The following is a 17,469-nucleotide window of genomic DNA, read 5'->3' on the forward strand; positions in this document are numbered from 1 at the left end:
CTTACATCACCCCCATCAAATAAACGAATGTGAAGACGAAAATCCAAACGACATCGAGGAAATGCCAGTATAGCGAAATGACTTCCACTTTCCGCTTCGTCACAGTTGTAATGCCTCTGCGCTTAAGCTGCAGGATCAACCCGATCATCCACACCAAACCTACGGAAACGTGCAGTCCGTGTGTCCCTACCAGTGTGAAGAAACCGGATAAGAACGCGCTGGTACTAATGGTTGCTCCTTCGTGATAAATCATGTTAACAAATTCCGTTACCTCTAAGCCAACGAAGGAAGCCCCTAGAAGCACCGTAACGATCAGCCAACCGATCAGCTGCTTCAGATTGCCTTTGTGCATGCCTAGCACAGCCAGACCGCTTGTGAATGAGCTGGTTAGCAAGATGAATGTTTCAGCGATGATGCCCGGCATTTTGAAAAGCTCTTCCGGAGTCGGTCCCCCGTTGGTATTCTGATGGAGAACGAGATACGTAGCAAATAAAGATCCGAACAAGATACAGTCTGTGATTAGAAAAATCCAGAATCCGAACGTCTTGAGCGATTCGTGATCATGCTCATGGTCGTGTTCGTGAGCGTGCTGCTCACCGTGCGCGGCTGCATGTGCCATTAGACTTTCGCCCCTTTCAATGCGGCTTCCGTACGTTTAATTTCATCAACCGGAATGTAATAATCCGTGTCATAAGAGAACGAGCGAGCCAGCATACATATTCCGATACCGGCAAGCGCTGGAATCGTAAGCCACATCCAATCCCAGACAAAGCCGAAACCTGCGAAAAACCACAGCGCAGACTTGATGAAAGGAATGGCCGAATTTTTAGGCATATGAATCGGTTCGTAAACAGGTGCTGCTGCAGCTTTAGCCGATTTCCCCTGCTTTTGCTTCGTTTCCCACCATGCATCCACATCATTCACTTGCGGAATGACTGCAAAATTGTAAATTGGAGCCGGTGAAGGAATGGACCATTCCAGCGTACGGCCATCCCACGGATCTCCCGTCACATCCGGTTCTCTGAACTTAATGGAGTGAGCGATTTGCCATACTTGGAACAGGAAGCCGATACCCATCAAGAATCCACCGATGGTGGATACCATGTTGAGCGGTCCCCAACCCATATCGAAATCGTACGTATACGTACGGCGGGTCATACCGTCTAAGCCCAAGAAATATTGCGGCATGAAACAGACGTAGAAACCAATGTTCCACAGCCAGAAAGCCCATTTACCTAAGTGCTCGTTAAGCTTAAAGCCGAACATTTTCGGCCACCAGTAGTACAAGCCTGCGAAGTATCCGAACGCAACACCGCCAATTAAGACTTGATGGAAATGCGCGATCAGGAAGTAGCTGTTATGGAACTGGAAGTCAGCAGGCGCAACGGAAAGCAGCACCCCCGTCATCCCCCCGACGACGAAACACGGTATGAACGCAATCGTCCACATCATTGGCGTTGAGAAACGGATTTTTCCCCTGAACATGGTAAATAACCAGTTAAATACTTTGACCCCGGTAGGAATAGCAATCAACATCGTCGTTATGGCGAAGAAAGCATTGACATCCGCGCCGGAACCCATCGTGAAAAAGTGATGCGCCCAAGTGAAGAAGGAGAACAAGCTGATGATAAACATGGCGAAAACCATGGATTTATAACCGAACAATTTTTTCTTGGAAAACGTTGCAACAATTTCAGAGAAAATCCCGAATGCCGGAAGTACGACAATGTAAACCTCAGGATGTCCCCACATCCAAATCAAGTTGATATACATCATCGGATTTCCGCCGCCATCTAAGGTGAAGAAATGCGCACCTAAGAAGCGATCGAGGAATAACAGCGCCAATGTAACCGTTAGAATCGGGAATGCAAAGATAATCGTCACGCAGCTGGAAAATACAGACCATGTGAACATTGGCATTTTCATCAATGTCATGCCTGGCGCACGCATTTTGAGAATCGTTACGATAAAGTTAATCCCTGTCGCTAAACTACCGATCCCCGAGATTTGAATCCCCCAAATATAGAAGTTCTGACCGACGCCGGGACTATGAGAAAGCTCCGAAAGCGGCGGGTAACTGAGCCACCCTGCATCCGGCGAACCGCCGATGACGAACGACACGTTGAACAGCATCGCTCCCCAGAAGAACAGCCAGAAGCTAAGTGAGTTCAAGAAAGGATAGGCAACGTCCCTGGCCCCAATCTGCAAAGGAACGACGATATTAAATAGACCGAACATGAGCGGCATCGCCATGAACAAAATCATAATAACGCCATGTGTAGTGAAAATGGCATTATAATGGTCCGCCTGCAAAAACTCCGTATTTGGCATCGCCAGCTGTAAACGCATCAAAAGTGCATCTACGCCGCCGCGGAAAAGCATCAATATCGAACAAATGATGTACATGATCCCGATACGTTTATGATCAACGCTTGTTAACCACTCCCGCCAGAGCCAGCCCCATTTTCTAAAATAACTCAGTACGAAAACCATGGCGACCATCGAGAGACCGATACTCACCTGAGCGCCCAGAATGAGTGGGTCGCCCGTTACGAAAAACTCCGATGCGAACTGCTTAATACTATCCAACATGAGCACGACTTCCTTTCGTGAAAACTTCGTTCTATCATTTTGACGTATTCATTTGACTATGATCCATTTGATTATGATCTTTGGACGCATTTTTATCTGTCGATGAGGATTTCGCCGAATCATGCGTAGATCCAGAAGCGCCATGACCGCTGTGAATGGATTGACCATTCGTGTATTTCGTTACGATCTTTTGGAACAGTCCGTCTGGAATCGTTGAGAAATACTGCACGCCTTTGGACTGGCTGGGCTTCGCCAATTGTTCATAGCTTTCCATTGTCAGCTTTGTTGGCGACTGCTTCGTTTTTGCTACGAAGGCGTCGAAATCCGCTTGGGAAGTCGCGTTCACGTCGAAAGTCATGTCCGCGAAGTGGGAACCGCTAAAGTTAGCTCCCGTACCAAAGTAATGACCAATCTCATCCGCTTGCAAGTACAGCGTCATCGCCATACCGGACATCGTATAAATTTGTCCCCCCAGCTGCGGAACCCAGAATGAGTTCATCGGAGCATCTGAGGTAAGTTCAAATTTAATCGGCGTATCTGCCGGAATTTGCACATAATTGAGTGTTCCAATGCCCAACTCCGGATACGTGAACAACCATTTCCAATCCAGGGAAGTGACTTGAATTGTGATTGGCGCTTTCTCCGATTTAATCGGTTTGGAAGGCTCCAGCGCATACGTATATTTAACTGTGATGACAGCCAATGCCGCAATCATAATAATTGGGATTGACCACCATACAACTTCCAGTGACGTGTTATGCGCCCAGTTCGGTTTATAAGCAGCTTTCCTGCCTTCTTTATCCCGATACCGCCAAACAATCCATGCCGTTAGTATCAACACCGGAACAAGAATTACCAAACACATGACCGTGGAAATGTAAATCAAGTTTTTCTGTGATTCAGCAACAGGACCCTTCGGATCCAATACCATTGCTTGATCGCTGCATCCTGCCAATAAGACAATCAAGGCAATCATCATAACCGGCAGCAGAGCTCGTACGAGTTTTCTCTTCTTCATCCAACTAACCTCCTGATCCACAATCTGCAAAATGCTGATTTCCATATTCTTTAACATGCGCTTTTATATCTAATACTAAGATAACAAATTGCATTTAAAAGTACACAGGGACTAACAGGACTTAACAAATACGTCAAAGGATCGACGTTTTACTGTAAAACAAATGTCACACAACGTTTGTTGACTATTATGTAAAAGTATGAAAATCCATGCATACCAAAAAGCCCTTCAAGTTATTTACCTGAAAGGCTTTTTTTATTCATCATTCTAGCTCTCATTCCGTCTTGGACGCAGCACGTGAATGTACGAGATGAATGGCAGTCCGAATCACATAAACGAAAACGCTGCCAACCATGAAGCCAATACCCACCATTAAGAAAACATTGCGATCACTGAAATGATTGATATTCAACAAACTTAAAAGTAATCCTATGCCAAGCAAAGCCCATGCCGCGATTGTCATTAACTTCACCAATGGCACCACATCACGTTCACTGCGCTCATTACTTACAGAAACAGTTCTTACAGCCATCATCATCACTCCAAACTCCAGAAGTAAAAGTCTTATATATATAGTATAACACAAAACACAAAAAATGTTCATATTTTATTCACACGTTGATCAAATTTTGGACAAAATTAAATTCTGAAAATTCATTAAATTAACCATTGACATTCGTTTAAATTTGTGATATAATAAATAATTTATTTGACATTCAATTCCCGTGTTAGGTATGATAGCTCTGTTCTTTACTATCTATTTGGAGGGAATTATGATGCAAATCGCAAACGGAATTCATATGTTAGAGTTGGAAGTTGCTCTCATGGGACGTACAAGTGTTATACATCCTGTACTTTTGAGCGATGACGAGCGCGCCGTATTAATCGACACCGGATATCCCGGCAACTTTCCGCTCATTTGCAAAGCAATTGAAGAGCATCATGTGCCTCTTGATCAATTAGACACCATTATTATTTCCCATCAGGATATAGATCATATCGGGAGCCTGCCTGCGTTTTTAAAAGAAATGCCGGACAAACTTACCGTTCTGGCCAGTGAGCTTGAGAAGCCTTATATCGAAGGCGAGAAAATGTTGATTAAAGTGACGCCGGAAGCGATCGAGCGGGCTGTGGCTAATTTGCCGGAAAATGTTTCGCCCGAATGGCGGAAAGCTTTTCGAGCAAATCTGGAAAATCCTCCTAAAGGTCAGGTTCATAGCCTTATAGAAGATAGGCAGATCCTTCCCTTCTCCGGCGGTCTGACCGTCATTCTGACACCGGGGCATACGCCCGGGCATCTAAGCTTTTACCATATTCCAAGTAAAACTTTAATTGCTGCGGATGCTATGGTTGTAGCGGATGGACAGCTGAATGGCCCTACTCCGGCTCACTGTGCAGATTATGAGCTAGCCAAGCAGTCTCTTAAGAAATTCACTGAATACGACATTGAAAAGGTTATCTGTTATCATGGCGGATTGTTCGAAGGCAATGTCAACGCGCGGATTGCCGAGCTGGTGTCGCAAATTTAAGACAAGAAAAAAGACTGTCTCATAAGGTCAGAGATGACCTGATGAACAGTCTTTTTCCCCAGAATTGGGGTTGAGTACGCGCTTTTCCTTATGTACATTAACTTACTTTAGCAGTGTGTATGCGCCGATGATTGGCAGCGGCTTAACTTGACCTTGAGCAGCTGCGACAATGCCCAGAATCGCAAGAATGAACGTTGCCAAATTTGTTAAGGGCAAGAGAATCCAGCCTATAATCGGAATGAACGGCAAAACCACATTAAGGATGACGCAGCAGAGGAACAGCGTAAGACCCTGATTTGCGTGATACATGGCAAACTTGGAATCTTTAGCAGCAATCAGCGGAACGAAGAACAAGATATACGCAATAATGGCCATTCCTTTATTTCTTTGAATATCCGTGGAATCATACATAGACAGCACCTCTTTTCTCAAAGTATACTATTCCATTATATTCGGAGTTTTCCATCTATTCTATTGATTTTCACACAATTCAAAAAAATATTTTCCGGCCTAATCCGAAGCGGCGCCTTCTGCTCATACAGAAGTTCCGCTTATTTCAATTAACAGCTGTTTGGCTTTCCTAACTCTGTCGACATCAACCGGATCATTCACGCTTTGATTGATCCGTACTCCCGTCCCCAAATGAACAATAGGCACCTGCGTCGTACATGCAAAATCTTTCAAGGTTGCCAACGTGAGGCCGCCGCCAGCCATGATGTTCAGCTGATGCCCTGAAGTAAGGCTTACCAATTTCCGAAGCCTGTCCACAGCTTGCAGCGCACTTGCGGCTCCGCCGGAAGTAAGCACCGAACGAATTTGTCCATATTCAAGCAAATAGCTTAATGCTTCCTCCTGATTCTGAACTTCGTCGAAGGCACGGTGAAAGGTTACGGGCAGCGGCGCAGCGTCCAAAAGCGACTCCAGCGCATTCAGGTCAATTGTTCCTTCATCTGTCAGAACACCCCAAACAAGAGCCGCGGCTCCCGCCTGATAAGCGGCTTTACTATCATCCCGCATCAACTGAAGATCCCTCTTCCGCATATGAAAAGTTCTGCTGTGAGGCCGAATCATGACATGCACCGGTATGGAGACAGCTGACGTAATATCACGCACGAGGATCATGTCGGGTGTTAGACCGCCTTCATGCAAGTTCGCAACCAGCTCAATGCGGTCTGCTCCTCCCGCTTCCGCGCGCAAAGCATCCTCCAGTGTTGTCGCAATTACTTCTAATAAGATCATCGTGATTATTCCTGCCTTTCCATATTGGCTGCGCGATGCCTTAGGAGCCAGTCCAGCTGATTGATTTTGACAGGCTCAGGAATCAGCTTTAACAAACGATTGCGGAGCATCAGCGCTGCTGGATTGCTCATTTGTACCATTCGCGCCATCCGTCTGGACTGCCGCACAACTTGATTCGCGCGCGGGATCCGTATGTTCTCATAGGACTCGAAAACCGAGGCAACCTCACTCAGCCCGGTATCCGCGGCTTTCTCCAGGCAGCGTGCCAGTACGCAGGCATCCTCCATCGCTTGCGCTCCGCCTTGCCCCAAGTTCGGCAGCATCGGATGGGCGGCATCGCCCAACAGCACGACTCTGCCCCTGCTCCATGTTTCAAGCGGCTTTCGATCATAGATATCATGCTGAAGAATAGATGACTCATCTGTCGATTGCACCACCCGTTCGATAGGAGCATGCCAGCCCTTCAGCTGCTGAAGAACATGCTCTTTCTTATTCCGTATGTTTGATCCCGCAGGGGCGTTCAGTGCAGCGAACCAAAACACCCGATCCTCTCCGAGTTGCGAGAACCCGAATCTCCGGCCGCTGCCCCATGCCTCGAACCCGCCGCCAACGTCTAGCGTGTACCCGGGATCCTTGAACGGGGTAATGCCTCGAAAAGCGGTAAAGCCTGAATAGCGCAGCGGAAGCGATCCGAATAATTGCTTGGCCACGTCAGAGTGTATCCCATCCGAACCGATTAAAATATCGCCGGAGTCTTCCGTGCCATCCTCAAATCGAACCCTCACTTCATGCTCATTTTGTTCCCATGCAATCATTTTCTTGCAAACATGCAAACTAGTCTCTGCATGCAATTGCTCAGCTAAAATCGCTTGGAGCTTTGCCCGATGGATCAGATAGCCGTATGTTCCGTAGCGGCTGGCCTGTTTCGCAACCGGAACCGATGTGATTGCTTTCCCCTCCCAGGATCGAATGTCCGCTTGACCAACTTGAGCGCCAGCCCCTTTCACCTTACCGGCTAATCCAAGCTCATCTAAAACATGCATCGCATTCGCGGCCAACACGATCCCCGCACCGAACTCGGAGCGTGCATGCTTTTTCTCATAAAGGACCGCATGCCAGCCGATCCTTTGCAAAAAAAGAGCTGTGGTAAGTCCGCCAATGCCGGCTCCGATAATTATCGCTTTCTTCCTAGGTGCAACAACGTTCATGCCCCCCTCCCAAATTCAACCATTTCCCTCTACTTTAACATAAGTGGGGTACAAGGATAAACAACTTCGTCGTCCCAATGGGGGCTCTTATCAATTGACAAAAACTCCTTCATCCAAAGATGAAGGAGTCTGGTCAAAAAGGTCATATTACGATCAGTTGGCAACTCTTTGCTGCTCCACTTCAACAAGTTCCAAATTCGAGAAGAGAAGGCTCAGCTTTTGCATCTTCTCGGTGGCGGCCAATTTCGGCAGTGGAGGGCACATGGGCTTTCCGCGGTAACATACGATAAATAACAAATTCATCACCTATCCTTCATTCATTCTCATGCAGCTTACGTTTGTTTTTATTTTCCGACAAATAAAGCGGGGCATCGTCAATATTCGATATGTATATGCTGCTTCACAGGGCAATATGCCAACTATTTTAAACAATTAACTCCTTTATATAATTCGAAAGACCCCCTCTGAATAGAGGGGGTCTTCGATATTAAACGATAGCTAATTCGGAAAGTTTTGCACGCACTTGATCCACTAATACTTTGGCATCTTCCGGGCGGTTCACGACATCTACAACATCCATATCCACAATCAACACTTCAGAAGCATGATAGTGATTCATAACCCAATCATCATAACCGGACCAAAGCTGGCGGTAATAATCAACCAAGGATTGATCCTGCTCGAAGCTGCGTCCTCTTAGACCGATGCGATGCATGACTGTTTCGAACGAGGCTTTCAGATAAACCATGAGATCAGGCGCTTTTTTGGGAAGCTCAGCAAGCTCCGACATCATATTGTCGGCAAGCCCTTCATACACATCGAATTCCAATTGCGAAATACGGCCCAGTTCCCGATTGACTTTTGCAAAGTACCAATCTTCATAAATGCTTCTATCGAGCACATTTCGATTATGTACAAGCGCTTGCTTAATCGCTTTAAATCTAGTATTCAGGAAGTGCAGTTGAAGCAGAAACGGATAACGCTTCTTCTCAATTTCTTCCGGAGACGCCGTATAAAACAGCGGTAATATCGGATTATCATCTACACTTTCATAGTACACACTTGAATTCAGCTCTTTTCCAAGCAAAGTGGATACTGATGTTTTACCAAGACCGATCATTCCCCCAACCACAATCACAGCCATTGACCCCTTTCTCCTTCTACCCAATCTTAATTTGCCTACTGTCAATTCACGCAAAGCCTACCTATTATACTAGGAATTTACGGTCCTGCAAACCCTATTTTTCTACTTTTAACGTTCCCTGTCCTCTTGCTGCGTCATGCTGCAAAAAATGTTGGGATGTTTCCGTGATTGTTTAATTGTTCATACTGTCACTAATAATAAGTACAATTTCACAAAAAAAAGACAGAGGTGCGTCGATGATTTACGGAACTAAACTACTGGATACAGATATAGAGATTTTTATTGCAGCCCTGACCCAAACACCTGTCTATGTTTGGTCGTTAGATCCACTTGGTGTTTATTATCAGGTCAACTCTGGAATAATTGTCAAATATACGCCTGATGAAGTACGCATTTATAATGAGCAAGACTCTAGTTCAAAGTGGTATTCTCGAGAAACCACTGAATTTAGCATCAGCTTCTAGTTCGCGAAAAAAACCGCCTTTCTCCCGGAGAAAAGACGGTTTTTTCACGATGTCAGGTCAATTCCACCATGCTATGTCCACTTGGCTGCGTTGGTAAGAGCACATCTATGGTCGTTCCTTCTCCTAACCGGCTTTGAATGGTCATCGTCCCTTGGTGAGCCTCAACAATTTTAAAACACATCATTAAACCGAGCCCTGTTCCCTTTTCTTTCGTCGTATAAAACGGCTCGCCTAATTGCTTCAGCCGGTCTTCGGGAATTCCGCAGCCGTTATCTTCCGTGCGCACTCTGATCAGATTGCTTCCTTGTAAGGATACGGTTAATTTAATTTGCCCGTCTTTCGGTATGGCCTCCATCGCATTTTTAACCAGATTAATAAATAATTGCTTTAAATGCATTTCCGAGCAAACCAATTTCGGGATTTCAGTCTCAAATTCCAGCAAAAGCACAACATTGCACAGAACGGCTTGCGTATCGAGCAGCGCTGTAACCGATTGAAGAATTTCTTTCAAATCACTCTCTTTATAATGAATCGCCTCCGGCTTGGCAATCACCAGAAATTCACTGACAATGAAATTAATACGATCCAATTCGGAGAGCATAATATCAAAATAGTGCTGTTTCCCTTTTACATCGTTTTGCAGCAGCTGCAAAAAACCGCGGAGCGAAGTAAGGGGGTTTCTTATTTCATGCGCTAGCCCGGCGGCTAGCTGCCCCGCTACAGAAAGCTTATCCGATTTACGTAACAATTCCTCCGTTCGATTCCGTTCTGTAATATCCCGTGATATTCCGGCAAAACCGATGATTTCGCCCTTCTCATTTTTGATTGGCGTCTTCGTCACACTGACATGCACAAGCTGTCCGTCTTTATGCTGCCGTACCGTTTCAAGTCCTGAAATCTGCTTGCCGGCTTTCAACATTTCATAAATTTCTTTGCGCTGTTCCTCCAGAAAATCAGGATAAATCGGCAATGGCTTGTTCAGCAGTTCGCTGTGATGCCAGCCGAAGATTTGCTCATAGGCATTATTGACGGAGATCACCCTGGCATGCAAATCAAGCACACAAATAGCGTCCGTTGTATTGCTGATGAATGATTCCAGAAGTTCTTTCGTCTCCCTGAGCTCGGTTTCCATTTGTTTGCGTTCGGTAATATCCACGCAGGATCCGATAACTTCGATCACGCGGCCGTGTTCAAAAATAGGGCGCAAGGAAGTCAAGTAAGTAATCCCGCGGAAAGTAGCTTCATACATGACATTTTCTTCACCGTTCCAAGCTTTGCGATAATAGTTCACAATATTTGCAGCCAGTGGATAGGGCCAAATTTCATAGAGATGATTGCCGATAATATTCGAAGGTTTAAACCCGAGCCGGTACAAAAGCTCTCCATCGCATAAGGTATGGATGAAATTCCCCTGCATCTCTCTGAATTTCATAGTCATGCCTTGCTGCCTGCGCACGGTATCATGGAGATCCTGTTGAGCCACTCTTAAGGACTCCCGGTCTTTGTTATGCTGCGTAATGTCTCTGGCGATCACATAAATTCCTTCATTCTTTCCATCGACGATAATGGGCACATTCTTCAAGCCTAATTCAATCAGCTCACCATTCTTATGGATGACCCGCAGCATGTAATTGTCCGTTTTGAGCACAATGCTGTCGACAGCGTCCTCAGCCTCATGTTCATGACTCCAGAAGTGGCTAAGAGATTGACCGATCATTTCCCTTTCTTCGAATCCTAATATCCGCTCCATCGCAGGATTCAGACTTTTAATCATCCCCTTCAGATCACAGGTTAAGATTCCTGCAGGGTTGTGCTCGATTAAAGATTTGTAACGCTGCTCGCTCTCAGCCAGTTTACGCTCCATCTCCGTCTTCTGCGTGAGATAGCTAATCTGGGAAATATAATATAACGGTTCATTCTGTGAATTTCGAACTAACGAGATCCTGAAGTCTACCCAGGCAGGGGTCCCGTCCTTCTGAATTAATTTCTTTTCAAGCTGAGAAGCATTAGTCTCCCCTGACAACAATTGTTCAAAGCAGGCTCCCAGCTCTTCGTCTTCTTCTGGCGAAAAAATCACATGTATATCCCTATATACTAACTCTTCCTCCGTGTATCCGGTTAGCGTACATAAACGGTTGTTCACTCTTACCCATAACCCACTCAGCGAAATAATGGCTATACCCATCGTAGTGAATTCGAAAACTGCGGCAAATGACGGTTCTGTTCCCGAGAGTAAACCCTGAATATTGTCGGGATCTGCACGGTTTGAATGATCCAGCGGATTATTGACCCTATTCATATTTTATCTCCTATCATAAATCTGCATTGGTTAGCTTTCTTCACCGATCGTTTTTTTTGAATTCGACAACTTGAAGATTATTCCTGCTATAGGAACTTGTTGGAACATAAAATGTTCGCGAAATGTGCCATTGAGCCATACAGTTATGTTAGAATGAAATGGTTCTCACACGATTTCAGAAGGTTTTAAGAAGGAGGAATGGCGGCTTGCCAAACATCTGGACTCATCTTTTATTCGGTCAAGAATTGATGTCAAAGCTGGGTCATGCCCAAATGCTGAATGACAAACAAATACGACAAGTCTTCTCTCTTGGCTGTCAAGGGCCGGATTTCTTGTTCTATCATCATTTTCTGCCATGGGAAAAGGATAAAACGCTAAATCAATTAGGAAGCCTTATGCATACGAAAATGTGCGGTCCTTTCCTGGGGGATTTGCTACGTCAAGTGCAGGGCAGAGGTCTCTATAATCCGGCCGTCGTTTATGTGCTTGGTTTCATCACGCATCATATACTTGATCGGAACATGCATCCTTATGTTTTCTATAAATCAGGTTTTAAAAAATGGGATCATCAACGGTTTGAAATTATTATGGACACGCTCATTCTAAAGCGCAAACGCGGACTTGAGACATGGAAAACGCCAGTTTGGAAAGAGATTTATGTGGGTGAAACACTGCCGCTAGGCGTTGCATCTGCACTGGCCATTGCAGCGGCTAACAACTACCCTGAGCTTGCTGCTAGTATTACGGAGAATGATTGGAACGACGCTTACTTCGATATGATTAAGGCGCAGCGTCTTTTTCACGATCCTAAAGGAATCAAACGTGTATTAACGCTCGGTAAAATAGCCCCTCTTGTCTATACCAAACGCGTGGCTCCGCTTGATTATTTAAACGAAGCCAACACGATTTGGAACTGCCCGACATCGCTAGAAGAAACGTATACGCACAGTATTTGGGACTTATGGGATATCGCCATGGCAGACGGCGAAACCGTCCTCCGTGCGGCAATCCAAGTCTTACAGAGAGGTACGGCTGAGGACTTTCAAGCTTTTCTTGCCGTTCTGGGCAATCGCTCCTACGAAACGGGCAAAGATTGTGACAGTCCTCTGCAAATTACACATGTGAAGCCTATGATTTAGAGCGTCTTATCGTCAACTTGATCCAGCCAGTTATCGATCTGACCAATGACGGAAGCCACACAGCCATCATGGAATGGCGAGATTAAATTCGCAACTTGAACCAGCTCCGTGAAGCTTTGGCTGCCCCCTTGCTTGCAAAGCCGCAAGTAGTCCTGCCAAGCCAGCTCCGGATTTTCATTAGCCCGTTTCCAGAACTGAAACGCACATACTTGCGCGAGTGTGTAGTCGATGTAATAGAACGGGCTTTTGTAAATGTGCGGCTGTTGCTGCCAGAAGCCGCCTCTTTCCAAATAATCGTTATCTTCATACACACGATGCGGTAAATATTTGCGCTCAATCTCACGCCAAACCCGTTTGCGCTCTGCAGGCGTCAGCTCCGGCTGCTCGTAGATCCGGTGCTGAAATTCATCCACTGCGACGCCGTAAGGTATAAACAACAGCGATTCACTCAAATGTTTAAATTTGTACTTATCCGTTTCTTCTTCGAAGAAGAGCGACATCCATGGCCAAGCCAGAAACTCCATGCTCATGGAATGGATTTCACAGGCTTCCAAGGTAGGGAATACATATTCCGGAACTTGGAATTCCCTGGAGCTATAGCCTTGGAAAGCATGACCGACTTCATGCGTCAACACATCGATATCGCCGGATGTACCGTTAAAATTAGAGAAAATGTACGGTGCTTTATATGTACTAATATAGGAGCAATAGCCCCCGACACGTTTCCCCTTCTTCGCCACAAGATCCATCAAGCCATTGTCGATCATGAATGTAAAAAACTCATCCGTTTCGGGCGACAATTCCGCATACATCTTGCGTGCCTGTTCCACGATCCAATCGGCATCGCCTTTGGGCGTCGCATTTCCGGAAGGAAAACCAAACTTGTCGTCAAAATAATGGAGGGCATCTACGCCAATTCTAGCCTTTTGACGTTCCTTGAGCTTCGTTGCTGCGGGAACGATATGCTCCAACACTTGATTGCGGAAAGCCTCCACGTCCTTGGCATTGTAATCCGAACGGTTCATGCGCGCATAGGCCAGTTCCACAAAATTGTTGTAGCCCAGTTTTTTGGCAATTTCCGTCCGAATTATGACCAATTGATCATACAGCTCGTCCAATTTGGCTTCATTTTCGATAAAGAAGCTATATTTTACATCATTCGATTCTTTGCGGACATTTCGGTCTGTCGATAATTGAAATGGCACAAGCTGCGATAAATTCCGCTCTTCTCCTTCATAAAACAGCTTCGCCGAAGCAAGCAGTTTCGAATATTCGCTGGCCAGCTTGTTTTCCTGTACGAGATCTTCAACGATGGCCGGAGAGAATGTTTGAAGTGCCATATCGGCAATGCGAAACAATTGCTTGCCCCATTTGACTTCCAACTCCGCACGAAATGCCGAATCAATCAGCGCTTTGTAGAATTCTGTGACCAGGCCTTGATATAACGGTTCAATTTCATCAAAGTACTCTTGCTCCGCTTTATAAAACTCATCCGTCGTATCCACGGTGTGCCTGATGCGAGCAATCGATTCCATGGAATCCTGCTCACTGCGAAGCTTTACGATCGCTTCCATCGCTTGATCCTGTTCCTCAAAGGAAACGGCACCTGTAAACCGTTCTAACAATTGTTTAAACTCTGTTTCAAAAATGCTGAAATCAGGTCTCTCATACTTAAAATCTTGAAATTTCATTGCGTTCTCTCCCTTGCAATTTCTTCAACAACACCCATATCTTCATTATCCACCCTAAAGATCGGAATGCCAAATGTTTTTTCAACTATAAATTTGCGATTTGCCAATCTATTTCCTCGCTTCCAAGCCCCTTGAGAAGTTCGTTTACCTGCGAAAAAGGCTTGCTGCCAAAAAATCCGCGATAAGAAGACAGCGGGCTAGGATGAACCGACTTCAAAATGTGATGACGTTTCGCATCGATTAGCCGCTGTTTCGCTTGCGCATGGCTTCCCCAAAGCACGAAAATAACGGGCTGCTCCCGCGCGGACAGCACCTCGATCACTTTATCCGTAAATCGCTCCCATCCTTTCCCTTTGTGGGAATTCGGTGTGTCTGCACGCACAGTCAACACGGTGTTAAGAAGCAGTACGCCTTGTTCCGCCCATCTCACCAAGCAGCCGTTATCCGGGATGTAGCAGCCCAAGTCAGATTGCAATTCTTTGTACATATTCTGCAGGGACGGCGGAGGTGTGATGCCCGGTTTGACCGAAAAACTGAGTCCATGGGCTTGCCCTCTGCCATGATAAGGATCTTGTCCCAGTATGACAACTTTGACAGCCCCATAGGACGTTAAATGCAAGGCGTTCAAGACCTCATTTTGTTCAGGATATATCGTCTGCGATTGATACTCGTCAGATAGAAATTCACATAATGACTTGAAATAAGGCTCTTCAAATTCGGAACCTACTGCTTGATCCCAGTCGTTCGTTAAATAAAACACCTGTGTTCCTCCATTACTCTGTGTCCGTACCAAGCTCCCCGGTTTCCACATTTTTCAAAACGATGCGTCCGTCAGCCGTAGTTCCATCCGGAAGAACGAGCTTTAGCTTAGACGTCTTCCCCTTGTTGACAAGAGCTTGCACCTGCGCATCCGTCAAATTGCGTCCGAAGCTTTCCTTCCAAATGACAAATTTGCAGCCTTCTTTATAGTGTGAGCACCCATATCCTTTGCGCCCCATGAAAAGGGAACCGCCGCAGCCCGGACTCGGACATGTGGCTAGGAAGGTGCTGGCTCCGTCAGACGCCTTGGCTTCGGTCGATTTCTTGGACGCTGTTTTGGCTTTGGCGCCGCTTGTGGCTGCTTGCGAACTTGATTTCGCTGAACTGCGCTTGCTGCCTCCTGCAGCCGGCGTTTCGCCTTCGAAGGCTGTCTTGTCAGCCCTCGCCTGGACGCGGACCTTATCTACGATAAGCGTCGCGAATCTTTTCACATTGCGCATAAATTGCTCGTCCGACGCTGTGCCGCGGGAAATTTCGTTCAGCCTTCGCTCCCATTGTCCTGTCATTTCCGGAGAAGTCAGCAGCTCGATGCCGGCGCCGCGAATTAATTCGACGGCCATTCGACCCTTCTGGGTCAGGACAATCTTCTTGCCCTGCATGTCGATATAGCCTACCTTCTTCAGCCGTTCAATGGTTGCTGCGCGCGTGGCCGGAGTACCGAGGCCCGAATCCTTCATCGCATCGCGAAGCTCCTCGTCCTCGATCTGCTTGCCTGCGCTTTCCATCGCTTTGAGCAGCGTCCCTTCATTGAAATGCTTTGGCGGCTGCGTATCCTTCTCTTTGACGATGGCGTCACTGCAGACAACTTGACCTTGAGCGTTTATCGAGAAAGGCTCGCTGACTTCAACCTCTTCGTCTTCTTCCTCTTCCTTGTCTTTGCCTTTTGAGCTTTTCGGCTTTTCTTTTTTCTGATCGGCGTAAATGACTTTCCAGCCCAAATGCAGCAATTCTTTGACGGTCGTTTTGAACATCTCTTGTTCAACCTCGGTCATTACCGTGTGGACCTTATATTCTGCCGGCGGATAAAATTGCGATAAGAATCGCCTTACGATCAAATCGTACAGTTTTTGCTCGTCTGGGCTGAGTCCGGCCGCTTTCCGATTCGTCGGAAGGATCGCATGGTGATCTTCCACCTTGGACGGATTGCAAATATTTTTATTGTTTTTATGTACGAGATTGCGGTTAGCTCCCTGAACAAGATCATGATACGCGGTTCCTTGCAGGGCCGATAATGATTTATGCATTTCCGGAATATTTTGTTCCGTGACGTAGTTGGAATTCGTTCTTGGATAGGAAATGACCTTATGCTTCTCGTAAAGGGCTTGCGCGGTGTCGAGCGTCTTCTTCGCCGAGAAGGCATACTTCCCATTCGCCTCACGCTGCAGCAGCGTCAAATCGTACAATTTGAACGGATATTCCTTCGTTTCCTTGACTTCATAGGAAATAATTCGGGCCGGCTTCCCCTTCACCTTGGCAGCTAATGCCTCCACCTTCGGTTGATCCGTCAAGCGCTCCCCTTGCCACATGCCGCGATATGTGGTCTCCCCTTGTGTGAAGTGCCCCTCGAGCTCGTAAAATTTAAGCGAGGAGAAGGCTTCGATCTGCTTCTGGCGGTCATAGATGAGAGCAAGCACCGGTGTCTGAACGCGGCCGACGGATAGCAGGACATTATGCTTCGTCGTAAAAGCCCGCGAGCCGTTCATGCCAATGAGCCAGTCCGCTTCGCTTCGCGAGCGCGCGGCACGCGTTAAATTTTCATATTCGGCCCCGTCCTTGAGCGTTGCGAAGCCATTCCGAATCGTTTCTGACGTCAAGTCAGAAATCCATAAGCGCTTCACCGGCTGATTCAGCCCAAGATGCCGCTGGATCAGCGAAAAGATATGCTGACCCTCCCGCCCCGCATCGCAAGCATTGACGAGCTGGTCACACCTCTTGGCAAGGTCCGCAATCACTTTCAACTGATCATACGTCCGCGGATTGGGAATCAGCTTGAATTCATCCGGGATAATCGGCAGATGGCTGATGTTCCACTTTTTATATTTCTCATCATATTGATCAGGTTCGGCCAGCTCGATCAGATGTCCGATCGCCCAGGTGATAATATAGTGCTCACCTTCTAAATAGGACCTGAGATTTTTGGCTTTAGGCTCTATTGCGGAAGCAATATTTCGCCCCATGTCCGGTTTTTCAGCAATGACTAATATCTTCAATGATAGTTCGCTCCCGATCAAACTTATATTTCTCCAAATGTAATCCACCCCTAATTATATCATAGTTCCTTATCTTACAGTCATTTGAGGAGTGGCTACAAGTGTTTCAAGTCCTAT

Annotated in this window: 15 protein-coding genes; 3 read left to right on the top strand and 12 right to left on the bottom strand. The window is 46.4% G+C overall.

Annotated elements, in window-relative coordinates; genetic code table 11:
• Position 1 precedes the first annotated feature (1 nt).
• From cyoC to AC3WRW_RS08550, 4 genes are all read right to left on the bottom strand, one after another.
• The gene (cyoC, locus tag AC3WRW_RS08535; RefSeq protein WP_492545908.1) at positions 2-619 is read right to left on the bottom strand and encodes a cytochrome o ubiquinol oxidase subunit III; all 618 of its coding nucleotides are present in this window, start codon (positions 617-619) and stop codon (positions 2-4) included.
• Positions 619-2,592, bottom strand: coding sequence for a cbb3-type cytochrome c oxidase subunit I (locus AC3WRW_RS08540; protein ID WP_492545909.1), 1,974 nt, complete (start codon positions 2,590-2,592; stop codon positions 619-621). The genes cyoC and AC3WRW_RS08540 overlap by 1 nt, the downstream gene beginning before the upstream one ends.
• Before the next feature lie 34 nt (positions 2,593-2,626).
• Positions 2,627-3,610, bottom strand: a complete 984-nt coding sequence (gene cyoA / locus AC3WRW_RS08545; RefSeq protein WP_492545910.1) for a ubiquinol oxidase subunit II — start codon at positions 3,608-3,610, stop codon at positions 2,627-2,629.
• Positions 3,611-3,884: 274 nt separating this feature from the next.
• Positions 3,885-4,142, bottom strand: coding sequence for a hypothetical protein (locus AC3WRW_RS08550; RefSeq protein WP_492545911.1), 258 nt, complete (start codon positions 4,140-4,142; stop codon positions 3,885-3,887).
• 241 nt (positions 4,143-4,383) lie between these two features.
• On the opposite strand from AC3WRW_RS08550, the gene AC3WRW_RS08555 reads away from it, so the two are divergent.
• On the top strand, positions 4,384-5,139 hold the full coding sequence (locus tag AC3WRW_RS08555; RefSeq protein WP_492545912.1) for an MBL fold metallo-hydrolase: 756 nt from the start codon (positions 4,384-4,386) through the stop codon (positions 5,137-5,139).
• A gap of 102 nt (positions 5,140-5,241) precedes the next feature.
• Here the strand turns inward: AC3WRW_RS08555 and AC3WRW_RS08560 are convergent, their stop codons facing one another.
• The 4 genes from AC3WRW_RS08560 to AC3WRW_RS08575 form a co-directional block, all read right to left on the bottom strand.
• On the bottom strand, positions 5,242-5,550 hold the full coding sequence (locus tag AC3WRW_RS08560) for a DUF4870 domain-containing protein (RefSeq protein ID WP_492545913.1): 309 nt from the start codon (positions 5,548-5,550) through the stop codon (positions 5,242-5,244).
• Positions 5,551-5,673: 123 nt separating this feature from the next.
• On the bottom strand, positions 5,674-6,378 hold the full coding sequence (locus AC3WRW_RS08565; RefSeq protein ID WP_492545914.1) for a copper homeostasis protein CutC: 705 nt from the start codon (positions 6,376-6,378) through the stop codon (positions 5,674-5,676).
• Positions 6,379-6,383: 5 nt separating this feature from the next.
• A complete protein-coding gene (locus AC3WRW_RS08570) occupies positions 6,384-7,586 on the bottom strand; it encodes an FAD-dependent monooxygenase (protein ID WP_492545915.1) in 1,203 nt (400 codons plus the stop codon).
• 487 nt (positions 7,587-8,073) lie between these two features.
• Positions 8,074-8,730 (bottom strand): deoxynucleoside kinase, encoded by a 657-nt coding sequence (locus tag AC3WRW_RS08575; protein WP_492545916.1) that lies wholly within the window; start codon positions 8,728-8,730, stop codon positions 8,074-8,076.
• Positions 8,731-8,966: 236 nt separating this feature from the next.
• Between AC3WRW_RS08575 and AC3WRW_RS08580 the strand changes: the two genes are divergently transcribed.
• Positions 8,967-9,194 (top strand): hypothetical protein, encoded by a 228-nt coding sequence (locus AC3WRW_RS08580; RefSeq protein WP_171685805.1) that lies wholly within the window; start codon positions 8,967-8,969, stop codon positions 9,192-9,194.
• Between the two features lie 52 nt (positions 9,195-9,246).
• Here the strand turns inward: AC3WRW_RS08580 and AC3WRW_RS08585 are convergent, their stop codons facing one another.
• A complete protein-coding gene (locus AC3WRW_RS08585) occupies positions 9,247-11,493 on the bottom strand; it encodes a PAS domain S-box protein (RefSeq protein WP_492545917.1) in 2,247 nt (748 codons plus the stop codon).
• A gap of 206 nt (positions 11,494-11,699) precedes the next feature.
• On the opposite strand from AC3WRW_RS08585, the gene AC3WRW_RS08590 reads away from it, so the two are divergent.
• Positions 11,700-12,632: a zinc dependent phospholipase C family protein gene (locus AC3WRW_RS08590; RefSeq protein ID WP_492545918.1), complete on the top strand. Its 933-nt coding sequence runs from the start codon at positions 11,700-11,702 to the stop codon at positions 12,630-12,632.
• Here AC3WRW_RS08590 and AC3WRW_RS08595 read toward each other — a convergent pair.
• The 3 genes from AC3WRW_RS08595 to AC3WRW_RS08605 form a co-directional block, all read right to left on the bottom strand.
• Positions 12,629-14,323 carry a M3 family oligoendopeptidase gene (locus tag AC3WRW_RS08595; RefSeq protein ID WP_492545919.1) on the bottom strand — a complete coding sequence of 565 codons (1,695 nt, stop codon included), beginning with the start codon at positions 14,321-14,323 and terminating at the stop codon, positions 12,629-12,631. The genes AC3WRW_RS08590 and AC3WRW_RS08595 overlap by 4 nt on opposite strands.
• A gap of 85 nt (positions 14,324-14,408) precedes the next feature.
• Positions 14,409-15,134, bottom strand: a complete 726-nt coding sequence (locus AC3WRW_RS08600; RefSeq protein ID WP_492545920.1) for a uracil-DNA glycosylase — start codon at positions 15,132-15,134, stop codon at positions 14,409-14,411.
• A complete protein-coding gene (locus tag AC3WRW_RS08605; RefSeq protein ID WP_492545921.1) occupies positions 15,097-17,352 on the bottom strand; it encodes a type IA DNA topoisomerase in 2,256 nt (751 codons plus the stop codon). Before AC3WRW_RS08605 ends, AC3WRW_RS08600 begins: the two co-directional genes overlap by 38 nt.
• Between the last annotated feature and the right edge of the window lie 117 nt (positions 17,353-17,469).

The organism is Paenibacillus sp. FW126-R14 (assembly GCF_058789495.1).